This is a genomic window from Solibacillus sp. FSL K6-1126 (assembly GCF_038003445.1).
GTDB lineage: Bacteria > Bacillota > Bacilli > Bacillales_A > Planococcaceae > Solibacillus > Solibacillus silvestris.
Window position 1 is genome coordinate 3,206,391 of sequence record NZ_JBBOPD010000001.1, and the last position, 24,786, is coordinate 3,231,176.

The following is a 24,786-nucleotide window of genomic DNA, read 5'->3' on the forward strand; positions in this document are numbered from 1 at the left end:
TCATTCTTTCAATACCGTATTTACATTTTAAAGTTTTCGAAATAATATAAACAATATATAGTTTGGATATAAACAATCTACTTTTTAGATGAATGGGGTGGAAATAGTGGAATTAAGACAGTTACGTTACTTTGTAGAGGTGGCAGAACGCGAGCATATTTCTGAAGCTGCGGAGCATTTACACGTTGCCCAGTCTGCAATCAGCCGACAAATTGCCAACTTGGAAGAAGAACTTGGAACGCCGCTTTTTGAACGAATCGGGCGTAACGTAAAGTTGACGCCAGTTGGGAAGATTTTTTTGGAACATTGTATTACCGCACTCAAGGGAATTGATTTTGCTGCAAAGCAGGTAGAAGAATATTTAGACCCTGCAAAAGGTACAATTAAAATAGGTTTCCCTACAAGTTTGGCAAGCTATGTATTGCCGACCGTCATTTCTGCATTTAAAAAAGAATACCCGGAAATTTCTTTTCATCTACGCCAAGGGTCCTATAAATATTTGATTGATGCAGTCAAAAATCGCGAGCTGAATTTAGCTTTGCTTGGACCATTACCACCAAAAGACGAAGCAATCAATACAACAGTGCTGTTCAGCGAAAACATCCATGCTTTGTTGCCCGCAACACACCCACTAGCGAAAAAAGAATCGATTAACCTTGTTGATTTGCGTCATGATCAATTTGTACTCTTTCCTGAAGGTTATATTTTAAACAAAGTTGCCGTAGATGCATGCCGCTCTGTAGGCTTTATGCCGAATATCACTACCGAGGGAGAAGATATGGATGCATTAAAAGGGCTTGTGGCTGCAGGAATAGGTGTGACACTTTTACCAGAAAGTTCACTCTATGATTCAACACCGCGCATGACCGTCAAAGTGCCGATCACCATACCTAATATAAGACGTACAGTCGGCATTATTGCACCAACATCAAGAGATCTTGCCCCATCCGAACAAGTATTTGTCGACTTTATATCAAATTTTTATTCACGATTAACACGATTCCAATAAAAGGCTTGGATAGAAGTAGAAGCTTCATTAGATATGGAGAAATCCCATTTTAGGAAAGATAATTTTATGAAACGAAAAAACCATTTTCTCCCCAATGGAGAAAATGGTTTTTGGATTATTTTTATTCGCCTGAAACTGGTACTACAGAGCCGCCCCACTCTTCGACGATAAAGTCTTGAACTTCTTTCGAGCGTAATGCATCTACTAATGCTTTAATTTCTTTTGAATCTTCATCGCCAGATTTTACTGCAATGATATTTACATAAGGAGATTCACTAGACTCGATTGCGATTGAATCTTCCAATGGGTTAATGCCGTTATCGATTGCGAAGTTTGAGTTGATCAATACCGCATCGCCTTCTTCATTTTCGTACATTTGCACTAATAATTCAGCTGCAGTGTTTGCATCGAATTCGAAGTTTTTCGGATTATCTACGATGTCTTTTATTTCTGCTTTTGTTTTATCAATACCTTCTGCTAATGTAATTAAACCTTGTGCTTCAAGTAATGAAAGCATACGTCCATGGTCTGCCACTGAGTTAGAAAGTAAAATCGTTGCACCTTCAGGAAGTTCTTCTAAAGATGAATATTTTTTAGAGTAAATACCGATTGGCTCGATGTGAATACCGCCAGCATTTGCAAAGTCATAATCGAAATCTGCTTTTTGTGCTTCGAAGTATGGAATGTGCTGGAAGAAGTTCGCATCTAGATCACCGTTATCTAAATCTTGGTTTGGAAGTACATAATCTGTATAAGGTTCGATTTTAAGCTCAATACCTTGTTCCTCTAATATCGGTTTAACTTTTTCAAGGATAACTGCGTGTGGTGTATTCGATGCACCAACTACTAATTTTTCATCTTCTCCTCCACATGCTGCTAATGCAAGTACTGAAGCTCCTAAAATAACGCTTGATAATAACTTTTTCATTTGTTTTACCTACCCTTTTTTATTAGTTTGTTTTCGGCCCATCGAAACTTTTTCTATATTCTGATTATTTTTCGGATAGACGCGCACTTTTATAAAAGTTTGCGTCCATATTGTTTCGATGCACCAATATTTATAATTACGGCCTTACGAGCCACTAACTATCGTTTGTCCACTCTTGCTGTGATGAAATCCCCAATATATTGGATGATGAATACGACAACTAAAATCAATACAGTTGCCATTAAAGTCACATCTGTTCGGTTACGCTGGAAACCATCAAGGAATGCCAGGTTTCCTAAACCACCCGCACCAATGATGCCGGCCATTGCTGTATACCCTACTAAAGCGACAGCTGTAACAGTAATACCTGAAATTAATGCCGGTAAGCTTTCCGGAATCAGCACTTTCCAAATAATCGTAGAAGTTTTCGCTCCCATTGAGCGAGCCGCTTCTATAACACCTTTATCAATCTCTCTTAATGCAATTAACACCATGCGCGCATAAAACGGTGCTGCACCGATAATAAGCGCAGGTAATGCTGCATTGGCACCACGGATGGTTCCAAGTAAAAACTTCGTAAATGGAATTAATAAAATGATCAAGACGATAAATGGAATCGAGCGGAAAATATTCACAAGTGACCCTGTCAAAAAGTGTACAATTTTATTTGCCCATAATTGGTTGTCGCTCGTTAAAAATAAGACAATACCAATTAGAAGTCCTAGTATAAATGTGATGACTGTCGCAACAGCCGTCATATAAATTGTTTCATATGTTGCTTCGAGCATTTTACCCCAATCTACGTTTGGAAATAATTGATTAAACATGCTCAATCACCTCCGCCTGAATTTCTTGCTTCGCTAAAAAGCTTAATGCTTCCGCGACTGCTTTTGGCTCGCCATCGATATGAATAAACAATGTACCAAACGAACCGCCCGTTGTATTTGAGATTTTGCCATGCACTATATTAACAACTACGTCAAATTGCTTAATCATTTGTGAGATGACAGGCTGTTCTGTCGTTGCCGCTGCAAATGTTAATTTAGCGATTTTGCCTTCTGGATAATTGGCTAAAATCTGTTCCAGTGATGCTTGCGTTTCCTGTGTTTCACCAGAAGCTTGCGACACGAAGTTTTTCGTAATCGGTGCTTGCGGATGTTGGAACACTTGTAATACATCTCCCTGTTCCACTACTTTTCCGGCTTCCATAACAGCTACTCTGTTACAGATTTTACGGATAACATGCATTTCATGTGTAATGAGTACAATTGTAAGTCCGATGTTTTTATTAATATCAAGCAGCAATTCCAAAATTGAATCCGTTGTTTCAGGATCAAGTGCTGAAGTCGCTTCATCACATAAAAGCACTTCCGGATTATTTGCCAACGCACGGGCAATGCCAACACGCTGCTTTTGACCGCCTGAAAGTTGAGAAGGATACGCTTTCCCTCTTCCTTTTAAACCAACAAGTTCAATTAACTCTTCTACTCGTTTTTCACGATCAGCTTTTGAAACACCTGCTATTTCAAGTGGAAATGCGATGTTTTCTTCAACGGTACGTGACCAAAGTAAATTGAAGTGCTGGAAAATCATACTTATTTTTTGACGTGCTTCTCGTAATTTAGCCCCGGAAGCTTTTGCAATATCCTGACCACCTACAATGACAGAACCTGTCGTTGGCTTTTCCAAACCGTTCAATAGGCGAATCATTGTACTTTTACCGGCACCACTGTAGCCGATAATACCGTATATTTCTCCTTTGTTGATCGATAGGCTTACATTATCAACTGCCGTAAGCTTACCATTTTTCGTGTTATACACTTTTGTAATATTTTGTATATCAATCATCGGTTGTACTCCTTCTAAATTGAAATAACCTTCCTGCTATTTCAAAATCATGTTCTTTTTTCATCCAAAACATCCGCTGAATGAAAAAAACCTTTCTACCAAGACAAGTAGAAAGGTTTCACATACATTTATACGGTAAACCGTTCTCTCATCTTTCAAAGTTTACACTTTGTGTGAATTGGCACCTTTGCGTAATCGCTGGTTGCCGGGCTTCATAGGGCACTTCCCTCCACCTCTCTTTATAAGAGCAACGTTATTAAGTTTTATTATTATGAATGTTACTTTATCACGACAAAGTGACTACGTCAATTACTTTTTTAATATTTCATACAAAAACGGTACGGATTTAAATGCATAAATTTTATTCGTTAGTTCTCCGTTGTCTGAAACGATTAAACAAGGTACACTTTCAATTTTCAGTTCATAAGGTAAATCCCCTAAATAATTGATATTTGCCATACCAAGCGGGAGATCTGGTAGTAATTTCTCAATTACTTCCAACATTTTTTCCGATACTTCACATGTGCCGCACATAGGCGTATATAGGAAAAATGCTGTCTGATCATATTGTTGTACGTTTTGTTCCCATTGCTGTTGCGTCCATTGTTCCATTATACTGTCATCCTTCTTTTACTAAAAATTTTGCTCGTAGTAAAATATCCCTTAAGATTTTAGTAGGTGTTTTTTCTACTTCAATATATTCGTGAGGTATGATTAGCTGTTGTGCTTCAGGATATGCACGGTTCATCAGTTTACGTAACTTTTCACCGTTTTTATCTGCATCAAACATAGTGATAATTTCATCTTGCTCATAACCTTCTAATAAATCAATCAAATTGACTTCGCTTATTGTGCCATTTGTACAAATAATTGTCACGTCCTCTGCTAAAATCGGGATTAATCTCAACTTATCGGCACGTCCTTCGACAACAAGGCATTTTCCCATACGTACACGCTTCCTTTCAAAGTCACCTTTATGTATAGAATAACAAAAAAACACTAAAACCTTACTATAGAAGGCTTTAGTGTTTCATATTATTGTTCGATTAATGCAGTGTAAGCATCTGCGTCTAATAATTCTTCAACTTCCGCTTCACTTGTTAACTCAACAGTAACCATCCATGCATTTCCGTATGGAGATTCATTAACGTATTCTGGGTTGTCCAGTAATTCTTCGTTGATTGCAACTACTTTACCAGAAAGTGGTGCATATAGTTCAGAAACTGTTTTTACAGACTCTACACTACCGAATGGCTGATCCTTTGAAATCTCATCGCCTACTTCAGGTAATTCTACGAATACGATATCACCTAATTCAGATTGTGCGAAATCCGTAATACCGATTGTTGCCTTACCGTCTTCTATTTTTACCCACTCATGCTCTTTTGAATAACGTAATTCTTTTGGTGTGCTCATTCGAAAACCTCCATGTTATATGTAGTACATTCAAGTTCATTTTGCCATATTTCGTTCGGAAATACAATGTGAATAACTGTTTATTTCCAAGTTTCTAAGAAGTCAGACTCCTTAAATCCTAAAGTTAATTTTTTTCCATCTGTTACGATCGGTCGCTTAATTAACATACCATCTGATGCCAATAGCTCTAATTGCTCATCCTCGGACATTGTCGCTAATTTATCTTTAAGACCTAATTCCCGATATTTCATACCGGACGTATTGAAGAATTTCTTTAATGGCACTCCACTTGCTTCATAAATTGCTTTAATCTCCTCTTTAGATGGTGTCTGTTCTACGATATGAATATTTTCATAGTCCACACCTTGCTCATCTAGCCACTTTTGCGCTTTTTTACACGTTGTACATTTTGGATATTGAATGAATTTTACTGTCATGTAAGTACTCCTTTTGCCCTGGATTTTCCTATATTGTAACGGATATAGAAGGACAAATCAAAAATGTGTTCGTATTATTGGCGTTTTTATGAATATGGGTTTTATTAGAAGATTTGTGCCGATATTAGAACATGCTGGTCGTATTTTAGAAGAATGGTTTCGTTTATTTGAAACTTTGGCGGTCATATTAGAAGAAAGGAAACTTATATTAGAACTTCCGAGATATATTAGATCATGTAAAAATATATTAGAACATTTTACATTATATTAGAACAACATAGAAAAATCGGGTGCAGTGTCATGCACCCGACTATAGTATTTTATTAAACTACATACTTTTCTGCTTCAATTAATTTCACTGAAGCTTCACGTTTTTTCGGAATTAAGTTGTAAGGGTTGTTACGCGTTAATTTACGTAAAGCCGATAAAATCATACGTGCATCGTCACCTTCAACTGAAGCGATCAATGTTTCTTTTGCTTCTTTTTCGATTTCTGCGAATGCTTCCTGACAGAAAATTTGAGTGTAAAGGATTTTTTGTGCTGCTTTTTCTTCTCCGTCACGCTCGATTGCTTTTTGTGTACGGATTACTGCAGATTCCATTGCGTATAATTGGTTTGCAATGTTCGCGATGTTCACTAACAGCTCCTGCTCGGCATCCAGTTTTGCACCGTAGCGTTGTGCTGCTGCACCTGCTGCAAGTACTGCGATTTTCTTCGCATTTTTCACTAAATATTTCTCTTGCTCTAAAGCACCTTGGCCAATTTCTTCAGGCATAAGCATTAGTAGCTCGTTTTGCAGTTCTTGTGCTACTTGTAATAGTGGTAATTCACCTTTTAATGCTTTTTTCATAAATGTGCCTGGTACGATCATACGGTTAATTTCGTTTGTACCTTCGAAAATACGGTTAATACGAGAGTCACGGTAAATGCGTTCCACTTCGTACTCAGCCATAAATCCGTAACCACCGTGTAACTGAACCGCTTCATCCGCTACGAAATCCAGTGTTTCAGAACCGAATACTTTTGCGATTGAGCACTCAATAGCATACTCAGCGATTGCTGCTGCGATTGATTTGCCGTCTTTTTGCTCTTCATCGGATAACTGGCTTAAACGGTCTTCGAAGTAGCCAACTGTACGATAGTTTAAAGATTCTGATGCATAAATGTGAGAAGCCATTGATGCGATCTTTTCTTTCGTTAGGTTGAAATCCGATAATTTCGTTTTGAATTGTTGGCGTTGGTTTGTATAAGCAACCGCTAATTCAAATGCACGTTTTGATGCACCTACAGTACCTACTCCTAATTTATAACGCCCGATATTTAAAATGTTGAATGCGATAATATGACCGCGGCCTACTTCACCTAATAAGTTTTCTACAGGAACTTCTGCATCTTCTAAAATTAATGTACGAGTAGAAGATGATTTAATCCCCATTTTCTTCTCTTCCGGACCTACAGAAACTCCTGGGAATGAACGCTCAACGATGAATGCAGTAAATTTATCGCCATCAATTTTTGCGTATACAACGAATACATCTGCAAAGCCTGCATTAGTAATCCATTGTTTTTCACCATTTAATACGTAATGTGTACCCGCTTCATTTAATTTAGCAGTTGTTTTTGCGCCTAATGCATCCGAACCTGAACCTGGCTCTGTTAAAGCGTATGCTGCGATTAAGGCACCTGAAGCTAACTTCGGTAAATACTTCGTTTTTTGCTCATGGTTACCGAATAATACGATTGGTAATGAACCGATCCCTACATGCGCACCGTGTGTGATTGAGAAACCACCAGCAGGTGACATTTTTTCAGCGATTAATGCAGAAGAGATTTTGTCTAAGCCTAAGCCTTCGTACTCTTCCGGCACGTCAGCTGCTAGTAAACCTAAATCACCTGCTGTTTTTAATAGACGTACCGAGTGCTCGAACTCATGGTGCTCTAAGTTTTCAACTACCGGCAATACTTCGTTTGTTACATATTCCTGAGTTGTTTGAGCAATCATTTTTTGTTCATCTGTGAAATCTTCCGGTGTAATTACTCGGTTAATTTCCACGTCCTCGATTAAAAAGCCGCCACCTTTAATAATGCTGTTTGTTGTTTGTGCCATTGTAAATTCCTCCCTAGTTTCCTTTGTGATTTTTATTGTGTTGTTTCCCCAGACAATTAAAGAACTTCAAATACCCCTGCTGCGCCCATTCCGCCGCCGATACACATTGTTACGACACCGTATTTACCGCCGCGGCGTTTTAATTCATTGATTAACTTCACTGTAAGAATCGCACCTGTTGCACCAAGTGGATGGCCTAATGCGATTGCCCCCCCGTTAACATTCACTTTTTCCATATCAATGCCAAGCTCACGAACTACTTGAATTGATTGTGATGCGAATGCTTCGTTAATTTCCCACAGGTCAACTTGATCTTGTGTAATTCCTGCAATTTCAAGTGCTTTCGGTACCGCAACGATTGGTCCGATACCCATTACTTCAGGTGGAACTCCTCCGACAGCAAATCCTAAGAATTTTGCCAGTGGCTGCATACCTTGTTTCTCCGCTTCTTCACGGTCCATTACAAGTACTGCTGCTGCACCGTCAGAAGTTTGAGAAGCATTCCCTGCTGTTACAGATCCTTTTACGTTGAATGCTGGACGTAATTTTGCCAACGTTTCTACCGATGTACCTGGACGAACCCCTTCATCTGTATCAAAAATTGTAACTTTTTCTTTTAACTGATTGTTTTCATCGACATAATACTCCGTCACTTCAACTGGAACGATTTCGTCTTTGAATTTACCTTCTTTAATTGCTTTTTCAGCCAATTCATGCGAACGTACTGCAAAAGCATCCTGCTCTTCACGTGTCACATTGTAACGATTCGCTACTTCTTCAGCTGTGTGACCCATACCGATATAGTATTGTGGTGCTTCTTCAGCAATTTTTGGGTTTAGACGAACTGTATTACCAGTCATCGGAATCATACTCATCGACTCTGTACCACCTGCAACGATTGCTTTTGCATGGCCAAGCATAATACGCTCTGCTGCATAGGCAATTGTTTGTAGCCCTGATGAACAGAAACGGTTAACTGTTAATGCTGGTGTTTCATCCGGTAACCCAGCCAATGCCCCAACTAAGCGGGCAACATTCATCCCTTGTTCTGCTTCTGGCATTGCACATCCCATAATTAAATCATCAACCGGACCTTCATAGCCCGCACGTTTTAATGCTTCTTTTACTACTACTGCACCAAAATCATCTGGACGAGTGTTCGCAAGTGATCCTTTTTTCGCACGTCCGATTGGTGTTCGTGCTCCTGCAACGATAACGGCTTCACGCATAATGATGTTTCCCCCTTGTGATTAGCCAGCAAGTAAACTCGTAAGCTAGTTGCCGGCAAAATTTTTCAACTGATACAACGTTTTAAGTTAAAGTCTGTCGCTTTTTGCGCACGGACTTCGATTAGTTACGTAACGGCTTTCCTTTTACAAGCATGTGCTGCATACGCATTTGTGATTTCTGGTCTGCAACCAGTTCTAGGAATGCTTGTTTTTCCAGGTTTAATAAGTACTCTTCTGAAACTTCTGTTCCGTATGGTACTTTTCCGCCTGCGATTACATATGCAAGTTTTTTCGCGATTTTCAGATCATGCTCTGTAATATAGCCTGAATCGAACATTCCTTGAGCCCCTAATAACAATGTTGCATAACCTGGTGCCCCTACTACTTTCACCGGTTTTTTCACTGGTGCTGTATAGCCTGCATCCGCAAGTGCAAGTGCTGCTTGTTTTGCATCATAGATTAAGTGATCCGGATTTACGGAAATACCATCCGCAAAGTCCAGGAAATTATTTTCACGTGCTTCTTCACCAGAAGTCGAAACTTTTGCCATTGCAATTGTTTCGAATACTTTATTTGCGATTTGCTGATAGTCTACATCCACGCCATTTGGCAAGCCTTTAATGAACTTTTGGTAAAGACCTAAGTTACCGCCGCCACCTGGGATTAATCCAACGCCTACTTCTACAAGACCCATATACGTTTCAGCTGATGCTTGAATGTGTGCAGCCGGTAAACATACTTCCGCTCCGCCACCTAATGCCATTTGGAATGGTGCCGCAACAACCGGTTTTGTTGAATATTTAATACGGCGCATTGCCTGCTGGAATGACTTAATAACAAAGTCCAGTTCGAAAATGTTATCATCTTGTGCTTCCATTAAAATCATCGCAAGGTTGGCACCAACACAGAAGTTCTTACCTTGGTTCCCGATTACGAGACCTTTAAAGTTTTTCTCAACTTCATCAATGGCATAGTTGATCATTTGTACAATGTCTAAACCGATTGCATTTGATTTTGAGTGGAATTCAAGTAATGCGATTCCATCCCCTAAATCAATTAGGCTTGCACCTGAATTTGATTTAATAACACCCTGTTTTTTCTTGTAACGTTTTAAGTCAATCGCTTTTTCATTTACAGGCACTTTTACATATTCTGAACCGTTATAGTAAGCTAAATCGCCATCAATTTCTGAATAGAATGTTTTCAGGCCTTTCTCTAATAATCCATTTACGAATTCAGGAATTTCACGGCCTTCTTCTTTCATTTTAGCGACTGATTTTTCTACGCCGATTGCATCCCACATTTCAAATGGACCTTGAGCCCAGCCGAAGCCCCATTTCATCGCATTGTCAATTGCAACGATGTCATCAGCAATTTCACCTACTAATTTTCCTGAGTAAATTAATGTCGGTGCAAATGAATTCCATAATAGTTCCCCAACTCGGTCATTTGCATAAATTAAAACTTTTAATTTACCTCCTGTACCTTTTGCTTGTTTTGCCATTTCTAATGATGGTGCTACAAGTTTCGTAGTCGGTTCATATTCAAATGTTGATAAATTCAATTGTAGAATTTCTTTCCCAACTTTTTTGAAGAAACCTTGGCCCGATTTCGCGCCAATCCAACCATTTGAGATCATTTTCTTTAAAATAGGAGATTCTTCAAATACTGCCTGTTCTTCACCGGTTGTCTGGTCATATACATTTGTTGCAACATGTGCAAAAGTATCAAGACCAACAACATCCAATGTGCGGAATGTCGCAGATTTTGGACGACCGATTAGTGGTCCTGTTACCGAATCTACTTCACCTACTGAATAGTTACGTGCAATCATTTCGTTCATTGTCACGATTAAACCGTATGTTCCGATTCTGTTTGCGATAAAGTTCGGTGTGTCTTTTGCGATAACAACACCTTTCCCTAATACATCTTCGCCGAATGTTTGCATAAAGCTCACAACTTCCGGTTTTGTTGTATTAGCCGGAATGATTTCCAGTAATTTTAAATAGCGTGGCGGGTTGAAGAAATGTGTTCCAAGGAAATGTGCCTGGAAATCTTCTGAACGTCCTTCCGCCATTGCGTTAATGCTAACCCCTGATGTATTTGATGAAATGATTGTGCCTGGTTTACGTACAGCATCAATCTTTTCAAATAAGCCTTTTTTAATATCTAATCTTTCTACAATTACTTCAATAATCCAGTCAACATCTTTCAGCTTTTCTAAATCATCGTCAAAGTTACCTGGTGTAATTAATGCTAGATTTTTTTTCGATGAAAGTGGTGCTGGTTTTTGCTTTAGTAATTTTTGCATTGCCGAAACTGCAAAACGGTTTTTCACAGGTTTTGAATCTAGTGTTAACCCCTTAGCTTCTTCTTCCTTTGTTAGTTCGCCTGGAGCGATGTCTAATAACAATGTAGGAATCCCGATATTCGCCAAATGTGCTGCAATCCCTGAACCCATTACCCCTGAACCTAAAACCGCTACTTTTTCAATTTTGTAAGACACGAGCACTTCCCCCTTCTCCCTTGAATGAACAGTCATTCATTTTGAAATCAAAAAAAAACTTCAAACAGCTTTTCTGTTCTTAGTGTAGATTATTTTGACAATTTACGCAATAATTTTCTCGCAATTTTAAATAAATTTATTATTCTTATATTTTTATTGCTAGAAGGTACATATATTAAGTTAAATTACTTTTCGTAAGCTGTCCTAATCGTGTACAATGGGCGTAAGGAGCGTGATTAATATGCAAGAAATTACAACAATTGAACAATTCACAGAACTAACAAGCAAGGAAAAACCAGTAATCGTAAAATTCTTCGCTGGCTGGTGCCCGGACTGCACACGTATGGATATGTTTATCGATCCAATTATTGAAGAGTACAATCAATATGACTGGTATTCAATCAACCGTGATAACTTCCCGGATTTAGCGGAGAAATATCAAGTAATGGGGATTCCATCATTACTAATCTTCAAAAATGGTGAAAAATTAGCACACTTACATAGCGCTAATGCAAAATCACCTGCACAAGTAGAAGAATTCTTAAACGCACAAGCATAATATGTATTTACGAATAAATCCAAAAGTTTACCGCTTTTGGATTTATTTTGTTTATTTTAATAAGTTAAAGCGCTAGTCATAATGGGGTTTTTTAATTACAATGGATTACGGGAAATTTTATTGTAAGAAAGGAAAATTTATGACTTCAGATCAACGAAAAAAACTCGCTTTACTTATGCTTAACATGTTTATTGCTGTTGGGAGTTTCGGGATTATCATTCCAATTATCCCTGCCTATTTAAAAGAAATTGGGCAAGGCGGAACAGCTGCAGGTTTAATCATTGCGATTTTTGCATTCGCACAATTTTTAGTATCACCTATCGGGGGGAAATGGACGGATAAGTATGGTCGTCGCCCGCTCATTAATATCGGACTGCTTACGTTAGCTATTTCGATGTTTATTTTCTACTTTGCTGATTCCATTTGGCTGCTTTACTTATCACGTGCTATTGGCGGAATTGGCTGTGCGTTCCTGATCCCTGCGATTTTTGCATATGTAGCAGATATAACAACAATGGATCAACGTGCAAAAGGTAATAGTTTTATTTCAGCCTCGATGTCACTCGGTATTGTAATCGGACCAGGTATCGGAGGTTTTTTAGCGGATTTCGGACTTAAAACACCGCTTCTTGTTTCGGCAGTAGTCGGATTGCTTGCGTTTGTCGTTTCATACTTTACATTGGCGGAGAGCCAGGAAGAGAAAGTCGAAATTCCACAAGACGAAAATTCATCAATGGTAAAGGATATTCTTTTATCTGTTAAAAAGCCATTCTTTATTCCACTGATTATTACACTGATCATGAGTTTCGGTTTAATGTCTTATGAAACCGTTCTTGGACTTTATGTAGATGATAAATTTGGCGCAACACCACAGGAAATTGCCTTCATGGTCACATCAACAGGATTAGTCGGTGTAATTATGCAATTATTTGTAGTTGACCGCCTAGTAAAAGCGATCGGGGAAGTAAATGTATTAAAATTATTTTTAGTCGTTACCGCTTCCGGCTTCTTCCTGTCGATTATCGCAGGAAGCTATACGATGTTCTTTGCGATTTCGTTATTAATATTCCTTGCGACATCAATTTTGCGTCCTGTATTAACGACATTAATTTCAAAAATGGCCGGGAATGAACAAGGGTTTGCAATGGGTATGAACAATGCCTATATGAGCATAGGCAATATTATGGGCCCTCTTCTTGCAGGCGCGTTATATGACATCGATATCCTATACCCGTTTATCGCAGGATTAATCATATTAATTTTCACTATCATTCTAACATTTATGTGGAAAGGTATTAAGATCCAAAAAGCAGCATTAAAAGGAGGTCATTAATCGTGAAAATTATTGTATTCGGAGCAACAGGTGGCGTTGGACAGCATTTTGTTGAAATGGCTGTCGCCGCTGGTCATACTGTTACCGCATTTGTACGTACACCTGAAAAATTGAAAACTACAGATGTAACGATTATTCAAGGTGATGCATTTAATGCAGAGCAAGTGGCGGATGCGATTATAGGTCATGATGCGGTCATTTCATGTTTAGGTTCAAGTGCTGGCATGAAAAAATCAAATGAGCTTGAAACGATGGGTAAAAACATTGCAGACGGTATGGAGATGGCCGGCGTAAAACGTCTAGTGTACTGCGCTTCAGCTGGTGTGGATGGTGAAATTCCGGGTGTGATGGGTAAACTGATGATGAAAATGCTCGCTAATCCATTAGCGGATCACCGCGCAGCGCTTAACTATTACAAAACAAAAGATGTTACGTACACAATCGCACGTCCTATGGGCTTAAAAGATGAACCGTTAAAAACCGATTACAAAGAGACAGTCGATACGGTTCCAAAAGGTTCAAGCTCGATTCCGCGTGCAAGCGTGGCCCATTTTATGCTGAAAGCATTGGATGATGCACAATACGAAAACAAATCAATTGGTTTATGCAGCTAGATTTAAACAGACGAAAACTACCTCCAAATGGTTGAGGTAGTTTTCGTTTTTTTATTTGGAATTATCGATTTCCTCGATTTTATTGACTAATTTCCGGAAATGATTAGCCAACGCTTTTGGGATTTCGAATATTGTCCATGTATTTTTTTCAACATCATTTTTCAGCACATAGCTTTCTTCGTCTCCGCCCTTTAACCATAGCTCCAGCCTTTCTCTCTTTCCATTTTTATATTCGATTTCTATCATTAACTCAGATACATCCAAACCAATTCTTTGGTGTTCTTCGTTCACTGTTGCCTGACTGAATAATTCTTTTACTTCATTTATATCTTCTTCTAATAGGTAGACCTTTGTCCCAGTGCCGCCGATTTTATAAATTTTCAATGATTGAATGTCATCCACCAGCAAAACATCACTTATTTGAGGGATATCTTCAAAAGCAAACGGTATTGTATATTCAGTACCCTTATCATCTACAAGAATACGTGGAGCGGTACGGGTTAATGTCCAGCTAAAGCCGTCATCGCCAGTAATGAAATACTGATTATCTTTTGTTTTGATTTGAATATTTGTATACGTTTCCTCGATTAATTCTCCTGAATAGGGTTTTTCATCTTCTGATTTTGGCTTTTCTAAATAAAGGCGTGTATCACTCCTGTAATGAAGTGTTCCATTATTAAACACATACATTATTCTGCTTTCCTTACGATTTTGTACTATCATATCATTTAAATGCTCAGGTTTTGCCAAATACATATTCTCATCTTCCGAATCGACCGCCAACTGTTCATCCGATTGCGGCATATAGTAAAGCATTCCACCTACAACAAAAAGCAATAGTAATACGATGGCAGGCTGCATGAAGGGCATCCGCTTTTTACGATGCTGTTTTCCATCCAGAACTTTTTGTACAAATGCTTTATTCATCAACGGTTCGCTGCCGATTGTTTCATCAATTGCTTGCTTCACTTGAGAACTCGTCATGCCATTCACCACCTTTTAATTGATCTCTTAACTTTTCACGTCCACGCCTAAGTCTCGTTTTCACGGTATTGTCCGAAATCGAGAGTAAATGTGCAATTTCATCGATTTTCAGTTCCTTGTAGTAATATAAAATTATAATTTCACGGTACTTAACCGGAAGCTCAAGAACTACATTTCCCAGCAATTGATTTTCGCTTCTCTCAAGCACATATTGCTCTGCAGATTTGGTTCCTTTAAAAATATCCTGAATTTTATTTGTTAAAATGGTATTTTTGTAGCTCCAGCTGCGTAAATAATCATAACTACGATTGATCGTCATTCGATATAAATACGTCCGGTAACTCGCATCGCCACGAAATTGTCCACGCTGCTCATATGCTTTTAACAGCACATCCTGTACAATATCTTCTGCCATTTCTTTATTTTTTACATATGTATAGGATAGTCGAAGTAATTCCTCGCCATGTGTTCTTATAAATTCTTCAAGCTACATTTTCTTCCCCCCTCTTCTCCAAATGCCAACCGTTAGACGGAGCTGTTTTATTTTTAGTTTCAACTTTAAATGTTTATTTTTTTTGAATGTGGGTAATAAACTACTTTATAACAATTTGGAGGTTTTTAGTATGCGAGTATTATTAAATGTAAATGGCAGGTCACAATATAGTTCGGATATCCGGCCTGAATATCAAAACTCGGCATGCGGCCCAACGACTGCACATGTTATTTTGAATTACTTATGTGAAGATGAAACAATCCGCACTAAAGATGTAAATGAACTTTATAAATTTTTAGGTGGTACAAAAATCGGACTTTTTAAATGGCGGATGATCAGAAATTTACGTCGACTACTCGGAGAAGACTGGTGTATCGAAGAATGTACATTAACTCAGGCGATTGAGCAATTACGCTTAGGTAATCCGGTAGCGATGAAATTTGATGTGTATTTTACCGGGCAGTTCTTAAAAAATTATACCCCTCTCTATAAATACCACTGGGTACCGTTAATTGGCTATGAAATAAAAGACAACGAACTTTACTTAACGATTCATGATAATGGCAGCCGCAATCGTGACAGCCAGATCCGAACTTTTAAATATGATGACAACCGCAAAATATTAAGCTTTGTGAAAATTGAAAAGGAACAGCAGTAGCATCTATGCTACTGCTGTTTTCTTTTTTCTGAATAAATGATAAGTTAATTGGTTATTACTGTAAAAAAAACTGCGAGGATACATTATGAAATCAGTTGGCTCTATTAGTCTTTTACATATTATCTTTTTAACGATGACATTCATCGGATTAAAAAACCATGTCACGATTATTCCATCCTTACTACAGGGAGCAGGTCGTGATGCTTGGTTTTCTGTTATTTTTTCAATATTTTTGATGATTCCCTGGTTAGTTCTACCCTTTATCACATTAAAAAAACTTAAAGATGAATCACTTCGTATGTATTTACTAAACAATTACCCTAAGCTGGGTAAAGTGCTTATTTTTATCATTGCTTTTTACTTACTTCTCATGGCCGTTATTACAATGCATGAAACACTACAATGGGTTTCAACAACCTTTTTGCTGCAAACACCGCCATTGCTTTTGTTTTTCTTTTTTACAGTTGTATGCTTTTTACTGGCAACATCCTCTATACTAACAATCACGATGGTCAATGTTGTCGTATTGTTTGTTGTCGTAGTTCTAGGTTTCTTTATCGCTTTTGTTAATATTCAAGTGAAAGATTATGCATTGCTACAGCCATTTTTCGAGCATGGATTTACACCGGTTTTCACATCTATGGTATACCCTGCTTCCGGCTTTATTGAGCTTTATTTGCTCGTATTTATTCAGCAGCACTTTAAAACAAAGCTTAAATTTTGGCATTTATTAATCATGCTCTTTTTACTATTTGGATTAACACTAGGTCCCTTATTGGGGGCAATTGCCGAATTCGGACCAACTGAGGCTGCTAAACAGCGTTACCCCGCATTTGAAGAATGGCGAATTGCCACAATCGGAAGCTTTATAAACCATATTGATTTCTTTTCTATTTACCAGTGGCTTACAGGAGCATTTGTCCGTATTGGTTTTATATTATTTATTGCAGTCGAGCTATTAGGGCTCACTGGTCAAAAGAAGAAAGTTTGGGAATATATTTTTCCGCTCTTTGTTTTTTGCTCACTGCCTCTTTATTTACTCGATGACAGTATATTTAGCAAATGGAAGGGGCAATATTTTCTAATAAGTACTACGTTATTCTTTTTCGTACTTTCAATTATTCTCTTTATATTAGTAAATCGAAAAACAAAGCGAAAGTTGGAATATAATGATTGAATACGCTGCCTTAAAAATGCAATTTGATAATTGTGCTGATATTCGCTTTCAAACATTTGACTTCCCTGCAAGCAATGTCATACTCATCACCTGTGAAGCGATGACAGACAATCATTTATTCAATGAAGTAGTCGTACCCCGATTAAGAGTGGCATGCAATCAAAAGGAACAATTTGAAGAGGCAGTTTTAATGCAGAAATTACAGCTTCCGCAGCTACTGAAAATTGAAGATTTGCAAGAAGCTGTTACGAATGTATTTAGCGGATTTGTTCTTATTTATATCGAGAATTTAAATATACTGTTATGCAGCAATATTGAAAAAAAGCCTAATCGAAGCCCTGAGGAATCAAACTTAGAAGTAACTATTAAAGGTCCACGTGATAACTTCATTGAAGATTTAGGTGTAAATATTGCTCTTATCCGCAAACGTCTGCCTACGAATTCGTTAAGTGTTGAGAAAATAACGTTAGGAGCACGTTCAAAAACAAAGATCGCTATTTTATATTTTAATGACATTGCAGATTTATCTATCTTGAAACAATTAAAAAAACAACTCTCTGCAATCGATACAGATGTTATTTTAAGTGGTGAATTAATAATGGAACGGTTGAATAAAATTTCCTATTTAATTCCTTTAAATGATTCGACAGGTCGTCCTGATTTCGCGATGCAAGCACTCGTTACCGGACGCTTTATCATTTTAGTAGACGGAATTGCATACGCAATTATCACGCCCACCAATATATTGGCATTATTAAAGTCCGGAGAGGATAATGATTTTCCGTCCATATTCAGCTCGTTAGAAAGGTTATTACGTTTATTCTGCATATTAATAGCCCTTTTACTTCCGGCTTTTTGGCTTGCATTAACAACATTTCATCAAGAGCAGCTCCCAATACAATTACTTGCGACAGTTGTACAAGCCAATACGGGCTCCCCACTGCCTGCAGCTATAGAAATGCTTGGAATGCTTTTTATGTTTGAGTTATTTCGTGAAGCGGGATTACGCTTACCGAGTGTTTTAGGTGGGACGATCAGTGTTGTAGGAGGGTTAATTATAGGTGATGCAGCCATTCGAGCTGGGATTACTAGTCCGGCAATGATTGTTGTCATAGCCATTTCAACAATTGCTACCTTTACACTTGTCAATCAGTCCTTCGTTACGACAATCAGCATGATGCGAATTGTATTTATTATTATTACATCGATTTTAGGACTTTTCGGCTTCTTCTTATCAATCTATATTTGCCTTGTTTATATCGCAAATATCCGTGTATTTGGTGTTCCTTATTTAAATATAGCTGTCAATTTGAGCTGGGATAATATAAAAATGACCCTTTTCCGTCCACCAGCAAAATCAAACACTAAACGACCGGAAATATTAAATGATAAAGATAAAACAAAGGAAAAAACAAAATGAAAAAATGGCTTTTGCTTCCATTGTTACTTTTAGTTGCTGGCTGCTGGGATACAAATCAGCCTGAACGTATGTATTATTTACTTGGCCTGGGAATCGATTATAAAGATGGTGAATATGAAATTTATAGTCAAGTTGTTGCTTTCACTAATATTGCTAAAAGCGAACAGCCGAACCCGGAAGCTACGCAGGCTGAAGTTGGGATTGCCAAAGGAAAGACTTTTGATGAAGCATTTTTTAATTTATATCAAACGATGGATGAGCGCTTCTTTTTAGGGCATTTAAACTATGTTCTTTTTTCGGAAAATATCGCAAAGGAAGGTAAAGTAGAACCTGTTATCAATTCCCTTATTCGATACAGGGAATGGAGGTATACAACTTGGGCTTATATTACAGATTCACCACTCAAGGAAGCTTTGCTCATCACACCCATAATCAACAAGTCCATTACCCTATCAAAAGTGTCCGACCCGCTCAGTTCATTTAATCAGTCATCCCGAGTCCGTCCTATACAATTACGGGAACTTATGATTCATTTGAATGAACCTAGTCATGAAGCCAAAATACCATTTATCGAAATTAGCGAAAACTGGTCAAAGGAAGATGGACCGGATCCAGTCTATTCATTTAAAGGCATAAGCATTATCGGTAAGAACTCTGGTTTAAAAGGGAACTTATTAGGCGACGATTTAAAAGGTGTTCAATGGCTAGAGAATGAAACAGACCGCTCAGGTGTTACCGTTAAAACGGAAGAGTTTGAAGAGTTATATACAACGACAACCGTTGACGAAGTGCATTCTAAAATCACACCAATTGTTTCCGAAAATAATGTGCAATTTGATTTACAAGTGCAATTGGTTGTTCAAACAAATGAAATTCTTAATGAAAATAAAATGGATTTATTAAAAGATAAGATTAAGCAGCAAGTAAAAAAAGAAATCGAGCAAACCTATAAAGCTTCATTAGAATTTGATGCCGATATTTACCGGTTAGCTGAGGTATTGTATCGAAAAGATTTGAAAACCTGGAAAAAGTATGAACAAGATGGAAATATTCCTCTTGACGAGTCTACTATTCGGAAAGTGGATGTGGAGCTTGTAAAAGTCAAAGGTGAACGTATCATTTCACATTAAAAAGAGGTTGTGCAACTGTGCACAACCTCTTTCGCATTTTATTTATAAATCGAACGAGCATGTTTCGCGATTAAGCGATAGCCTTGCTGTTCAATATGATTAAACAAATCCGGAGCATAAGGGGATAAAGCTAAGTGATCCAGCTCCACGTCAATCGGTACATCACAATGGATTGTAGCTAATTGATGGGACAAACGTAACATTGCTAAATTTTCGCTGATTTTAATGCGTTGTCCCGGCTTTAATGTCGGCAATGCTTCTAATACGCCATCAATGGAACCGTGATTTTGAATAAGCTGTAATGCTGTTTTCGGACCAATCCCTTTTACACCCGGATAACCATCACTCGTGTCCCCCATAAACGCTTTCACTTCCGCGAATTGTTTTGGTGCAATGCCATATTCCTCTACAAACCGGCTTTCTGTATACACATCGTACTCTGTATAGCCTTTTTTCGTAAATGCTATTTTTGTCGAAGGGTTAAGTAATTGCAGTAAATCTTTATCTCCACTAATGACAGTAATTTGGGCATCGTCTTTCCATTTTTTAATCATTGAGCCGATTAAATCATCTGCCTCAAGACCTTGCGTACCAAAGTTTTGCCACCCGATTATTTCAGATACTCTTTTAGCCATATCAAATTGCGGCAACATTTCCTCCGGCGGTGCAGGTCGATTCGCTTTATAGCCATCGTATAAGTCATTGCGGAATGTAACCGCGCCCATATCCCAGCATACAGCTATATGTGTCGGTTGCATCAGATTTTGTGCTGTCAATACATGCCGGGCAAAGCCTTGAACACCATTTGATGGCGTCCCGTCATCTAAACGTATAAATTGATTCATTGCAGCTGACGCAAAAAATGAACGAAACAATAGCGCCATCCCATCTACGATTAATAAATGTGGTTTTGTCATAATAAATCTCCTCTTTCTACTAAACACTTATTATAACAAATGCACCGGTAGAATGTAGCTGTCAATACTTACCCATTCGGTTTCAAGTAGTCAATAATATGATTTACGTCCTTGCTGAAAATACGATCCTCTGTCATGGCAGGCGCTATGTTGCGAATGTCTTTCCACTTATCATAAAGTTTTGGCGACATGTTTGCTACACCCCGGTATTCCACTGCCTGTGCTGCACAAAATGCCTCAATTGCCAATACATTTCTTACATTGGCAATAATCATCCGCGCATGGCGAGATCCTGTCGTCCCCATTGATACATGGTCTTCCTGATTTGCAGAGGATGGAATGGAGTCGACCGAAGCAGGATGTGCCAAAGTTTTGTTTTCCGATACTAAACTTGCGGCACTATACTGCAAAATCATTGCTCCTGATTCAAGCCCTGGATTCGCGCTTAAAAATGCAGGCAGCCCTTCATTTAACTGCGGGTTTACTAATCGTTCAATCCGTCGTTCTGATACATTGGCCAACTCCGCCATACCGATTTTCAGAAAGTCCATCGCAAACGCAATCGGCTGTCCATGGAAGTTTCCTCCTGAAATAACTAAACCGCCGTCATCGAAAATGAGCGGATTGTCTGTTGCCGCATTCATTTCGATTTCGAGCTTTTCTTTGACATAGTTCAATACTTGCCAGCTTGCTCCATGAATTTGCGGGATGCAGCGAAGCGAATACGGGTCCTGCACCCGCTTTTCGCCTTGATGTGTAATGAGCTTACTGTCCTTCAGCCAATCACGCATACGCTCTGCAACAGCCATTTGTTCCTGCATGCCTCGCGCTTCATGGACAGCTGGATGAAAGGCATCGATAATCCCGTATAAACTTTCCATCGTCATTGCTGCAATCCATTCACTCGCATAAGCCAGTTTCTCCGCTTCCAAGTAATTGACGACCCCTTGTGCAGTCATCGCCTGGGTTCCATTGATTAAAGCAAGACCTTCTTTCGCCTGCAGCTCAATTTTCGGCAGTCCCCGACGTTCGAATACTTCATGTGACGGGCGCATGACACCATTCACATATACATCGCCTTCTCCAATAACCGCCAATACTAAATGAGAAAGTGGCGCTAAATCTCCGGATGCCCCGAGTGAACCTTGCTGTGGAATAACTGGAATGACCTCTTCATTAATCATCCATAACAAGCGTTCCAGCACTTCCAGTCGAATACCCGATAGCCCTTTTAATAAAGCATTTAATCTTAGCACCATCATCGCTTTTGCAACATGCTCCGAAAAAGGCTCCCCAAACCCGCATGCATGGGAACGAATTAAATTTACTTGCAGTTTGCTTACTTCGTGCTCTGCAATTTTTACATCGCTGAACTTTCCAAATCCCGTGTTAATCCCATATACCGTTTTATCCTGCTGAACAATTCTTTCCACTGCTTCACGGCTTTTAACAACTCGTAACTTCGCTTCTTCAGCTATCTCTATTTTTTCCCCATTATATAAAATGTTTCCCAATTGTTCGATCGATAAATTTTGTCCGTTCAACTGAATCATTTCCCGCACCCCTTTTAAATATTGTTACTCTTAAATTTATTATTGTTTAAATAGCAGTTAATTGCTACTAATATTTCACCCTTAAAATTATAGTTCAGTTGAAAACGCCTGTATTAAAGGCTTTGTGCGTTTTATTTCTAAAAACTTGTTCACCTACTAATACATTAGCCTTCTAGTGATTTAGTATTTTATTATAGTAAAGTACTAAAGCGAAGAAGGATAAAAAGCTTAGAAAGCAGTTGTAATTTAATTGAAAAATAAAACTCTTAGTGAGAAATGGGCGATATAATAAAATTGATTGGAATGGAGGGCGACTCCTACGGGAATAGCACGACGCCTAAAGACTACAGGCTCAGGCCGTGCCCATGGAAAGCGTCCAGGAATGGAAATCAATTTTTACGCACAGCAAAAAATGCCATTTTCCTTAAGAAGAAAAATGGCATTTTGGATTATTTTAAGCCTCTACTTTGTTCGCTTCATATCTCGGATTGCTTGAATCGATAATCGCACGAGCAAAATCGCACATAAAAACAAGCCTAAATACGCAGCAGTATTCAAATAAATTGCATAGGCATTATGAATAAATTGCGAGATTGCGAGCAATGCCACCGATATAATCCCAAATGTAATCCCAACCATCAGCAGAACAAACCGTGAAAACAGCTGAGTGACAAACATGGAATTCGCTTTATCCGAAAAAATATCATGATGCAAAATAATTTTCCCGCTCTCCACTTTCCTGAACAGCTGATCAAGACGACGCGGTATTTTCCGTATATTCGGTAATAACAATGCGAGTTCTTCTTCAATTAAGTCTTTCGTCTCGCCCGGATGTTTGAACGGTTTCAATAAGCTTGATTTCAAATAATCATTGGAGAAGTCTTTTACTTCACTGAAAATCCTAAAGCCTGGGCAAATCACAGACAATGTACCATCCAATGTAACAATCGCCCGTAAAGCCACATTGACGGATGGGTAAAAATGGAGTCCAAATTCACGCACTACAGAAAAGATAGAGTACATTAGTTCATCTGTAGGGATTGTCGACACATAATTAATTTTCAACAGGATTTGACTAATCGCCTGCTCCATTTCATGCCGATTGATTTGTTCGGCATTTTCCACAAGCTGGGCAATACCATCAACAACAAGTGCTGCATCATTTTGATGAATTCCGACTAGGAAATATTTTAACCCTTCCTGCTGCAATTCAGCTAAACGGCCGACAGCCCCATAATCGAGAATTGCGACACGCCCGGTTGTTTCCTCAATATAAATGTTTCCCGGATGTGGATCCGCATGAAAAATTCCGGAAATAAGTGTTTGCTCTAAAAACGAATACAATAAAGTTTGTGCAAACTGATGGCGGTCAATGCTCAAATCCGTAAATAATGCATTTCCTACTGTAACGGATTTCCCTTTTATATATTCCATCACCACAACATTTGAATTACTGCATTCCCGGTATACTTTCGGCACTTTCACATCGATACTGCCACGTTCGACAATTTTGGCAACCTGTTCCATGTTGCGTGCCTCAATAATAAAATCAATTTCTTCCTTTAACGCCATGCTGAATCCTTTTGCCAAGTCGTAAAAGCCTAAGTTTTCAGCCCATTGCGATTTACTGGAGATCCATCTGGCAAACTCCATTAATATCGATAAATCATCCTGCATAATATTTTTGACATCAGGCCGTAAAAACTTCACAACGACAGGTTCGTTCGTTTCCTTTAACACCGCTTTATGTACTTGACCGATTGAAGCGGAGGCTAACGGAGTTTTACTTATATAAGAAAAGATTTGTTGCGTACCTGCATTGAAATTTTCTGCAATTATTTGGTCAACTTGCTGCTCGGTAAGGGGTTTCACATGTTGCTGAAGCTTTTCAAGTTCCTCAATAAAGATGGGAGACAAGAGCTCTTTACGCGTTGACAGTACTTGTCCAAATTTAATAAATACCCCGCCGCACTGTTCCAGCGTATCCCGTAATGCTTTTGCCAGTTCCCGTTCATCTTCACGGGCACGGGCATATTTCATCGTTCTTGTTACCCCGTTCGTTACCGCGATTCCTACAACTTCGCGTAACCGCTTTTGACGCTTCCAATACGTAATAAGTGTCTTAAAATAGGAACGTCTGCCGACAGGAGTGCCATTTTCATTCAATTCTATCGAATCAAACAGCTCAAAAAACAGATAAAGCAGCATCGAAATCAGAAGCATACTGCCGAGCCAGATAAGTGTTGTAATGTTGACTACATTCGAAACGATTCCTTGGTCATAATAGTCCGATCCTCGTAAATATGTATACCAAAATACAAATGTCGTAAGGGAAACACTAATTAACACGGATAATATTCTTTTCATCAGACTTATTTGTGAGCCGATTAAACGGCCGCTAATGAAGAAAACAAGCACGGATGCAATAAGTAATTGAAGTATAGCTGATATGAAATCCATTCAAATC

Annotated in this window: 23 protein-coding genes and 1 riboswitch; of the genes, 8 read left to right on the forward strand and 15 right to left on the reverse strand. The window is 38.5% G+C overall.

Translation table 11 applies throughout. The features are described 5' to 3' along the window. The first annotated feature begins 106 nt into the window (after positions 1-106). The gene (locus MHH44_RS16035; RefSeq protein WP_008408676.1) at positions 107-1,009 is read left to right on the forward strand and encodes a LysR family transcriptional regulator; all 903 of its coding nucleotides are present in this window, start codon (positions 107-109) and stop codon (positions 1,007-1,009) included. Positions 1,010-1,130: 121 nt separating this feature from the next. On the opposite strand, the gene MHH44_RS16040 is transcribed toward MHH44_RS16035, so the two are convergent. The 10 genes from MHH44_RS16040 to MHH44_RS16085 all read right to left on the reverse strand — a co-directional run bounded on the left by MHH44_RS16040 (position 1,131) and on the right by MHH44_RS16085 (position 11,481). Continuing rightward, positions 1,131-1,937: a MetQ/NlpA family ABC transporter substrate-binding protein gene (locus tag MHH44_RS16040; protein WP_340799013.1), complete on the reverse strand. Its 807-nt coding sequence runs from the start codon at positions 1,935-1,937 to the stop codon at positions 1,131-1,133. Positions 1,938-2,095: 158 nt separating this feature from the next. After that, positions 2,096-2,764, reverse strand: coding sequence for a methionine ABC transporter permease (locus MHH44_RS16045; RefSeq protein WP_087618371.1), 669 nt, complete (start codon positions 2,762-2,764; stop codon positions 2,096-2,098). Then, positions 2,757-3,785: a methionine ABC transporter ATP-binding protein gene (locus MHH44_RS16050; RefSeq protein ID WP_008408682.1), complete on the reverse strand. Its 1,029-nt coding sequence runs from the start codon at positions 3,783-3,785 to the stop codon at positions 2,757-2,759. Before MHH44_RS16050 ends, MHH44_RS16045 begins: the two co-directional genes overlap by 8 nt. Positions 3,786-3,930: 145 nt before the next feature. After that, a riboswitch (SAM riboswitch) is annotated at positions 3,931-4,033 on the reverse strand. Between the two features lie 61 nt (positions 4,034-4,094). Further along, on the reverse strand, positions 4,095-4,397 hold the full coding sequence (locus MHH44_RS16055; RefSeq protein ID WP_340799014.1) for a thioredoxin family protein: 303 nt from the start codon (positions 4,395-4,397) through the stop codon (positions 4,095-4,097). 7 nt (positions 4,398-4,404) lie between these two features. Further along, on the reverse strand, positions 4,405-4,731 hold the full coding sequence (locus MHH44_RS16060; RefSeq protein ID WP_008408685.1) for a toprim domain-containing protein: 327 nt from the start codon (positions 4,729-4,731) through the stop codon (positions 4,405-4,407). Between the two features lie 89 nt (positions 4,732-4,820). Continuing rightward, positions 4,821-5,201, reverse strand: a complete 381-nt coding sequence (gcvH, locus tag MHH44_RS16065; protein ID WP_008408686.1) for a glycine cleavage system protein GcvH — start codon at positions 5,199-5,201, stop codon at positions 4,821-4,823. An 80-nt stretch (positions 5,202-5,281) separates the two neighbouring features. Beyond that, positions 5,282-5,638, reverse strand: a complete 357-nt coding sequence (locus tag MHH44_RS16070) for an arsenate reductase family protein (protein ID WP_008408689.1) — start codon at positions 5,636-5,638, stop codon at positions 5,282-5,284. Between the two features lie 323 nt (positions 5,639-5,961). Next, positions 5,962-7,746 (reverse strand): acyl-CoA dehydrogenase family protein, encoded by a 1,785-nt coding sequence (locus MHH44_RS16075; RefSeq protein WP_065216926.1) that lies wholly within the window; start codon positions 7,744-7,746, stop codon positions 5,962-5,964. A gap of 56 nt (positions 7,747-7,802) precedes the next feature. After that, positions 7,803-8,975: an acetyl-CoA C-acetyltransferase gene (locus tag MHH44_RS16080; RefSeq protein WP_008408694.1), complete on the reverse strand. Its 1,173-nt coding sequence runs from the start codon at positions 8,973-8,975 to the stop codon at positions 7,803-7,805. Between the two features lie 121 nt (positions 8,976-9,096). Then, a complete protein-coding gene (locus tag MHH44_RS16085; RefSeq protein WP_340799015.1) occupies positions 9,097-11,481 on the reverse strand; it encodes a 3-hydroxyacyl-CoA dehydrogenase/enoyl-CoA hydratase family protein in 2,385 nt (794 codons plus the stop codon). Positions 11,482-11,722: 241 nt separating this feature from the next. Here MHH44_RS16085 and MHH44_RS16090 point away from each other — a divergent pair, with 241 nt between their 5' ends. The 3 genes from MHH44_RS16090 to MHH44_RS16100 all read left to right on the forward strand — a co-directional run bounded on the left by MHH44_RS16090 (position 11,723) and on the right by MHH44_RS16100 (position 13,987). Next, positions 11,723-12,040 carry a thioredoxin family protein gene (locus MHH44_RS16090; RefSeq protein ID WP_008408698.1) on the forward strand — a complete coding sequence of 106 codons (318 nt, stop codon included), beginning with the start codon at positions 11,723-11,725 and terminating at the stop codon, positions 12,038-12,040. A 139-nt stretch (positions 12,041-12,179) separates the two neighbouring features. After that, positions 12,180-13,373 (forward strand): MFS transporter, encoded by a 1,194-nt coding sequence (locus tag MHH44_RS16095; RefSeq protein WP_340799016.1) that lies wholly within the window; start codon positions 12,180-12,182, stop codon positions 13,371-13,373. Positions 13,374-13,375: 2 nt separating this feature from the next. Then, positions 13,376-13,987 (forward strand): NAD(P)-dependent oxidoreductase, encoded by a 612-nt coding sequence (locus MHH44_RS16100; RefSeq protein ID WP_008408701.1) that lies wholly within the window; start codon positions 13,376-13,378, stop codon positions 13,985-13,987. A 51-nt stretch (positions 13,988-14,038) separates the two neighbouring features. Here the strand turns inward: MHH44_RS16100 and MHH44_RS16105 are convergent, their stop codons facing one another. Next, a complete protein-coding gene (locus MHH44_RS16105; protein ID WP_061550146.1) occupies positions 14,039-14,971 on the reverse strand; it encodes a hypothetical protein in 933 nt (310 codons plus the stop codon). Then, entirely contained in the window at positions 14,940-15,446 is a 507-nt protein-coding gene (locus MHH44_RS16110; protein WP_340799524.1) for a sigma-70 family RNA polymerase sigma factor, read from the reverse strand. Before MHH44_RS16110 ends, MHH44_RS16105 begins: the two co-directional genes overlap by 32 nt. Before the next feature lie 148 nt (positions 15,447-15,594). On the opposite strand from MHH44_RS16110, the gene MHH44_RS16115 reads away from it, so the two are divergent. From MHH44_RS16115 to MHH44_RS16130, 4 genes are all read left to right on the forward strand, one after another. Continuing rightward, on the forward strand, positions 15,595-16,122 hold the full coding sequence (locus MHH44_RS16115) for a C39 family peptidase (protein ID WP_340799017.1): 528 nt from the start codon (positions 15,595-15,597) through the stop codon (positions 16,120-16,122). A gap of 85 nt (positions 16,123-16,207) precedes the next feature. Continuing rightward, positions 16,208-17,299: an endospore germination permease gene (locus tag MHH44_RS16120; RefSeq protein ID WP_340799019.1), complete on the forward strand. Its 1,092-nt coding sequence runs from the start codon at positions 16,208-16,210 to the stop codon at positions 17,297-17,299. Continuing rightward, complete coding sequence (locus MHH44_RS16125; protein WP_340799020.1) at positions 17,292-18,719, forward strand: spore germination protein; 1,428 nt, start codon at positions 17,292-17,294, stop codon at positions 18,717-18,719. Before MHH44_RS16120 ends, MHH44_RS16125 begins: the two co-directional genes overlap by 8 nt. After that, positions 18,716-19,849: a Ger(x)C family spore germination protein gene (locus MHH44_RS16130; RefSeq protein WP_340799021.1), complete on the forward strand. Its 1,134-nt coding sequence runs from the start codon at positions 18,716-18,718 to the stop codon at positions 19,847-19,849. Before MHH44_RS16125 ends, MHH44_RS16130 begins: the two co-directional genes overlap by 4 nt. A 38-nt stretch (positions 19,850-19,887) precedes the next feature. Here MHH44_RS16130 and MHH44_RS16135 read toward each other — a convergent pair whose 3' ends face one another. The 3 genes from MHH44_RS16135 to MHH44_RS16145 form a co-directional block, all read right to left on the reverse strand. Then, positions 19,888-20,766, reverse strand: coding sequence for a 5'-3' exonuclease (locus MHH44_RS16135; protein WP_340799022.1), 879 nt, complete (start codon positions 20,764-20,766; stop codon positions 19,888-19,890). A 68-nt stretch (positions 20,767-20,834) separates the two neighbouring features. Continuing rightward, entirely contained in the window at positions 20,835-22,319 is a 1,485-nt protein-coding gene (gene hutH, locus MHH44_RS16140) for a histidine ammonia-lyase (RefSeq protein ID WP_340799023.1), read from the reverse strand. 462 nt (positions 22,320-22,781) lie between these two features. Next, a complete protein-coding gene (locus tag MHH44_RS16145) occupies positions 22,782-24,779 on the reverse strand; it encodes an ABC1 kinase family protein (protein WP_014823015.1) in 1,998 nt (665 codons plus the stop codon). Positions 24,780-24,786: the final 7 nt, after the last annotated feature.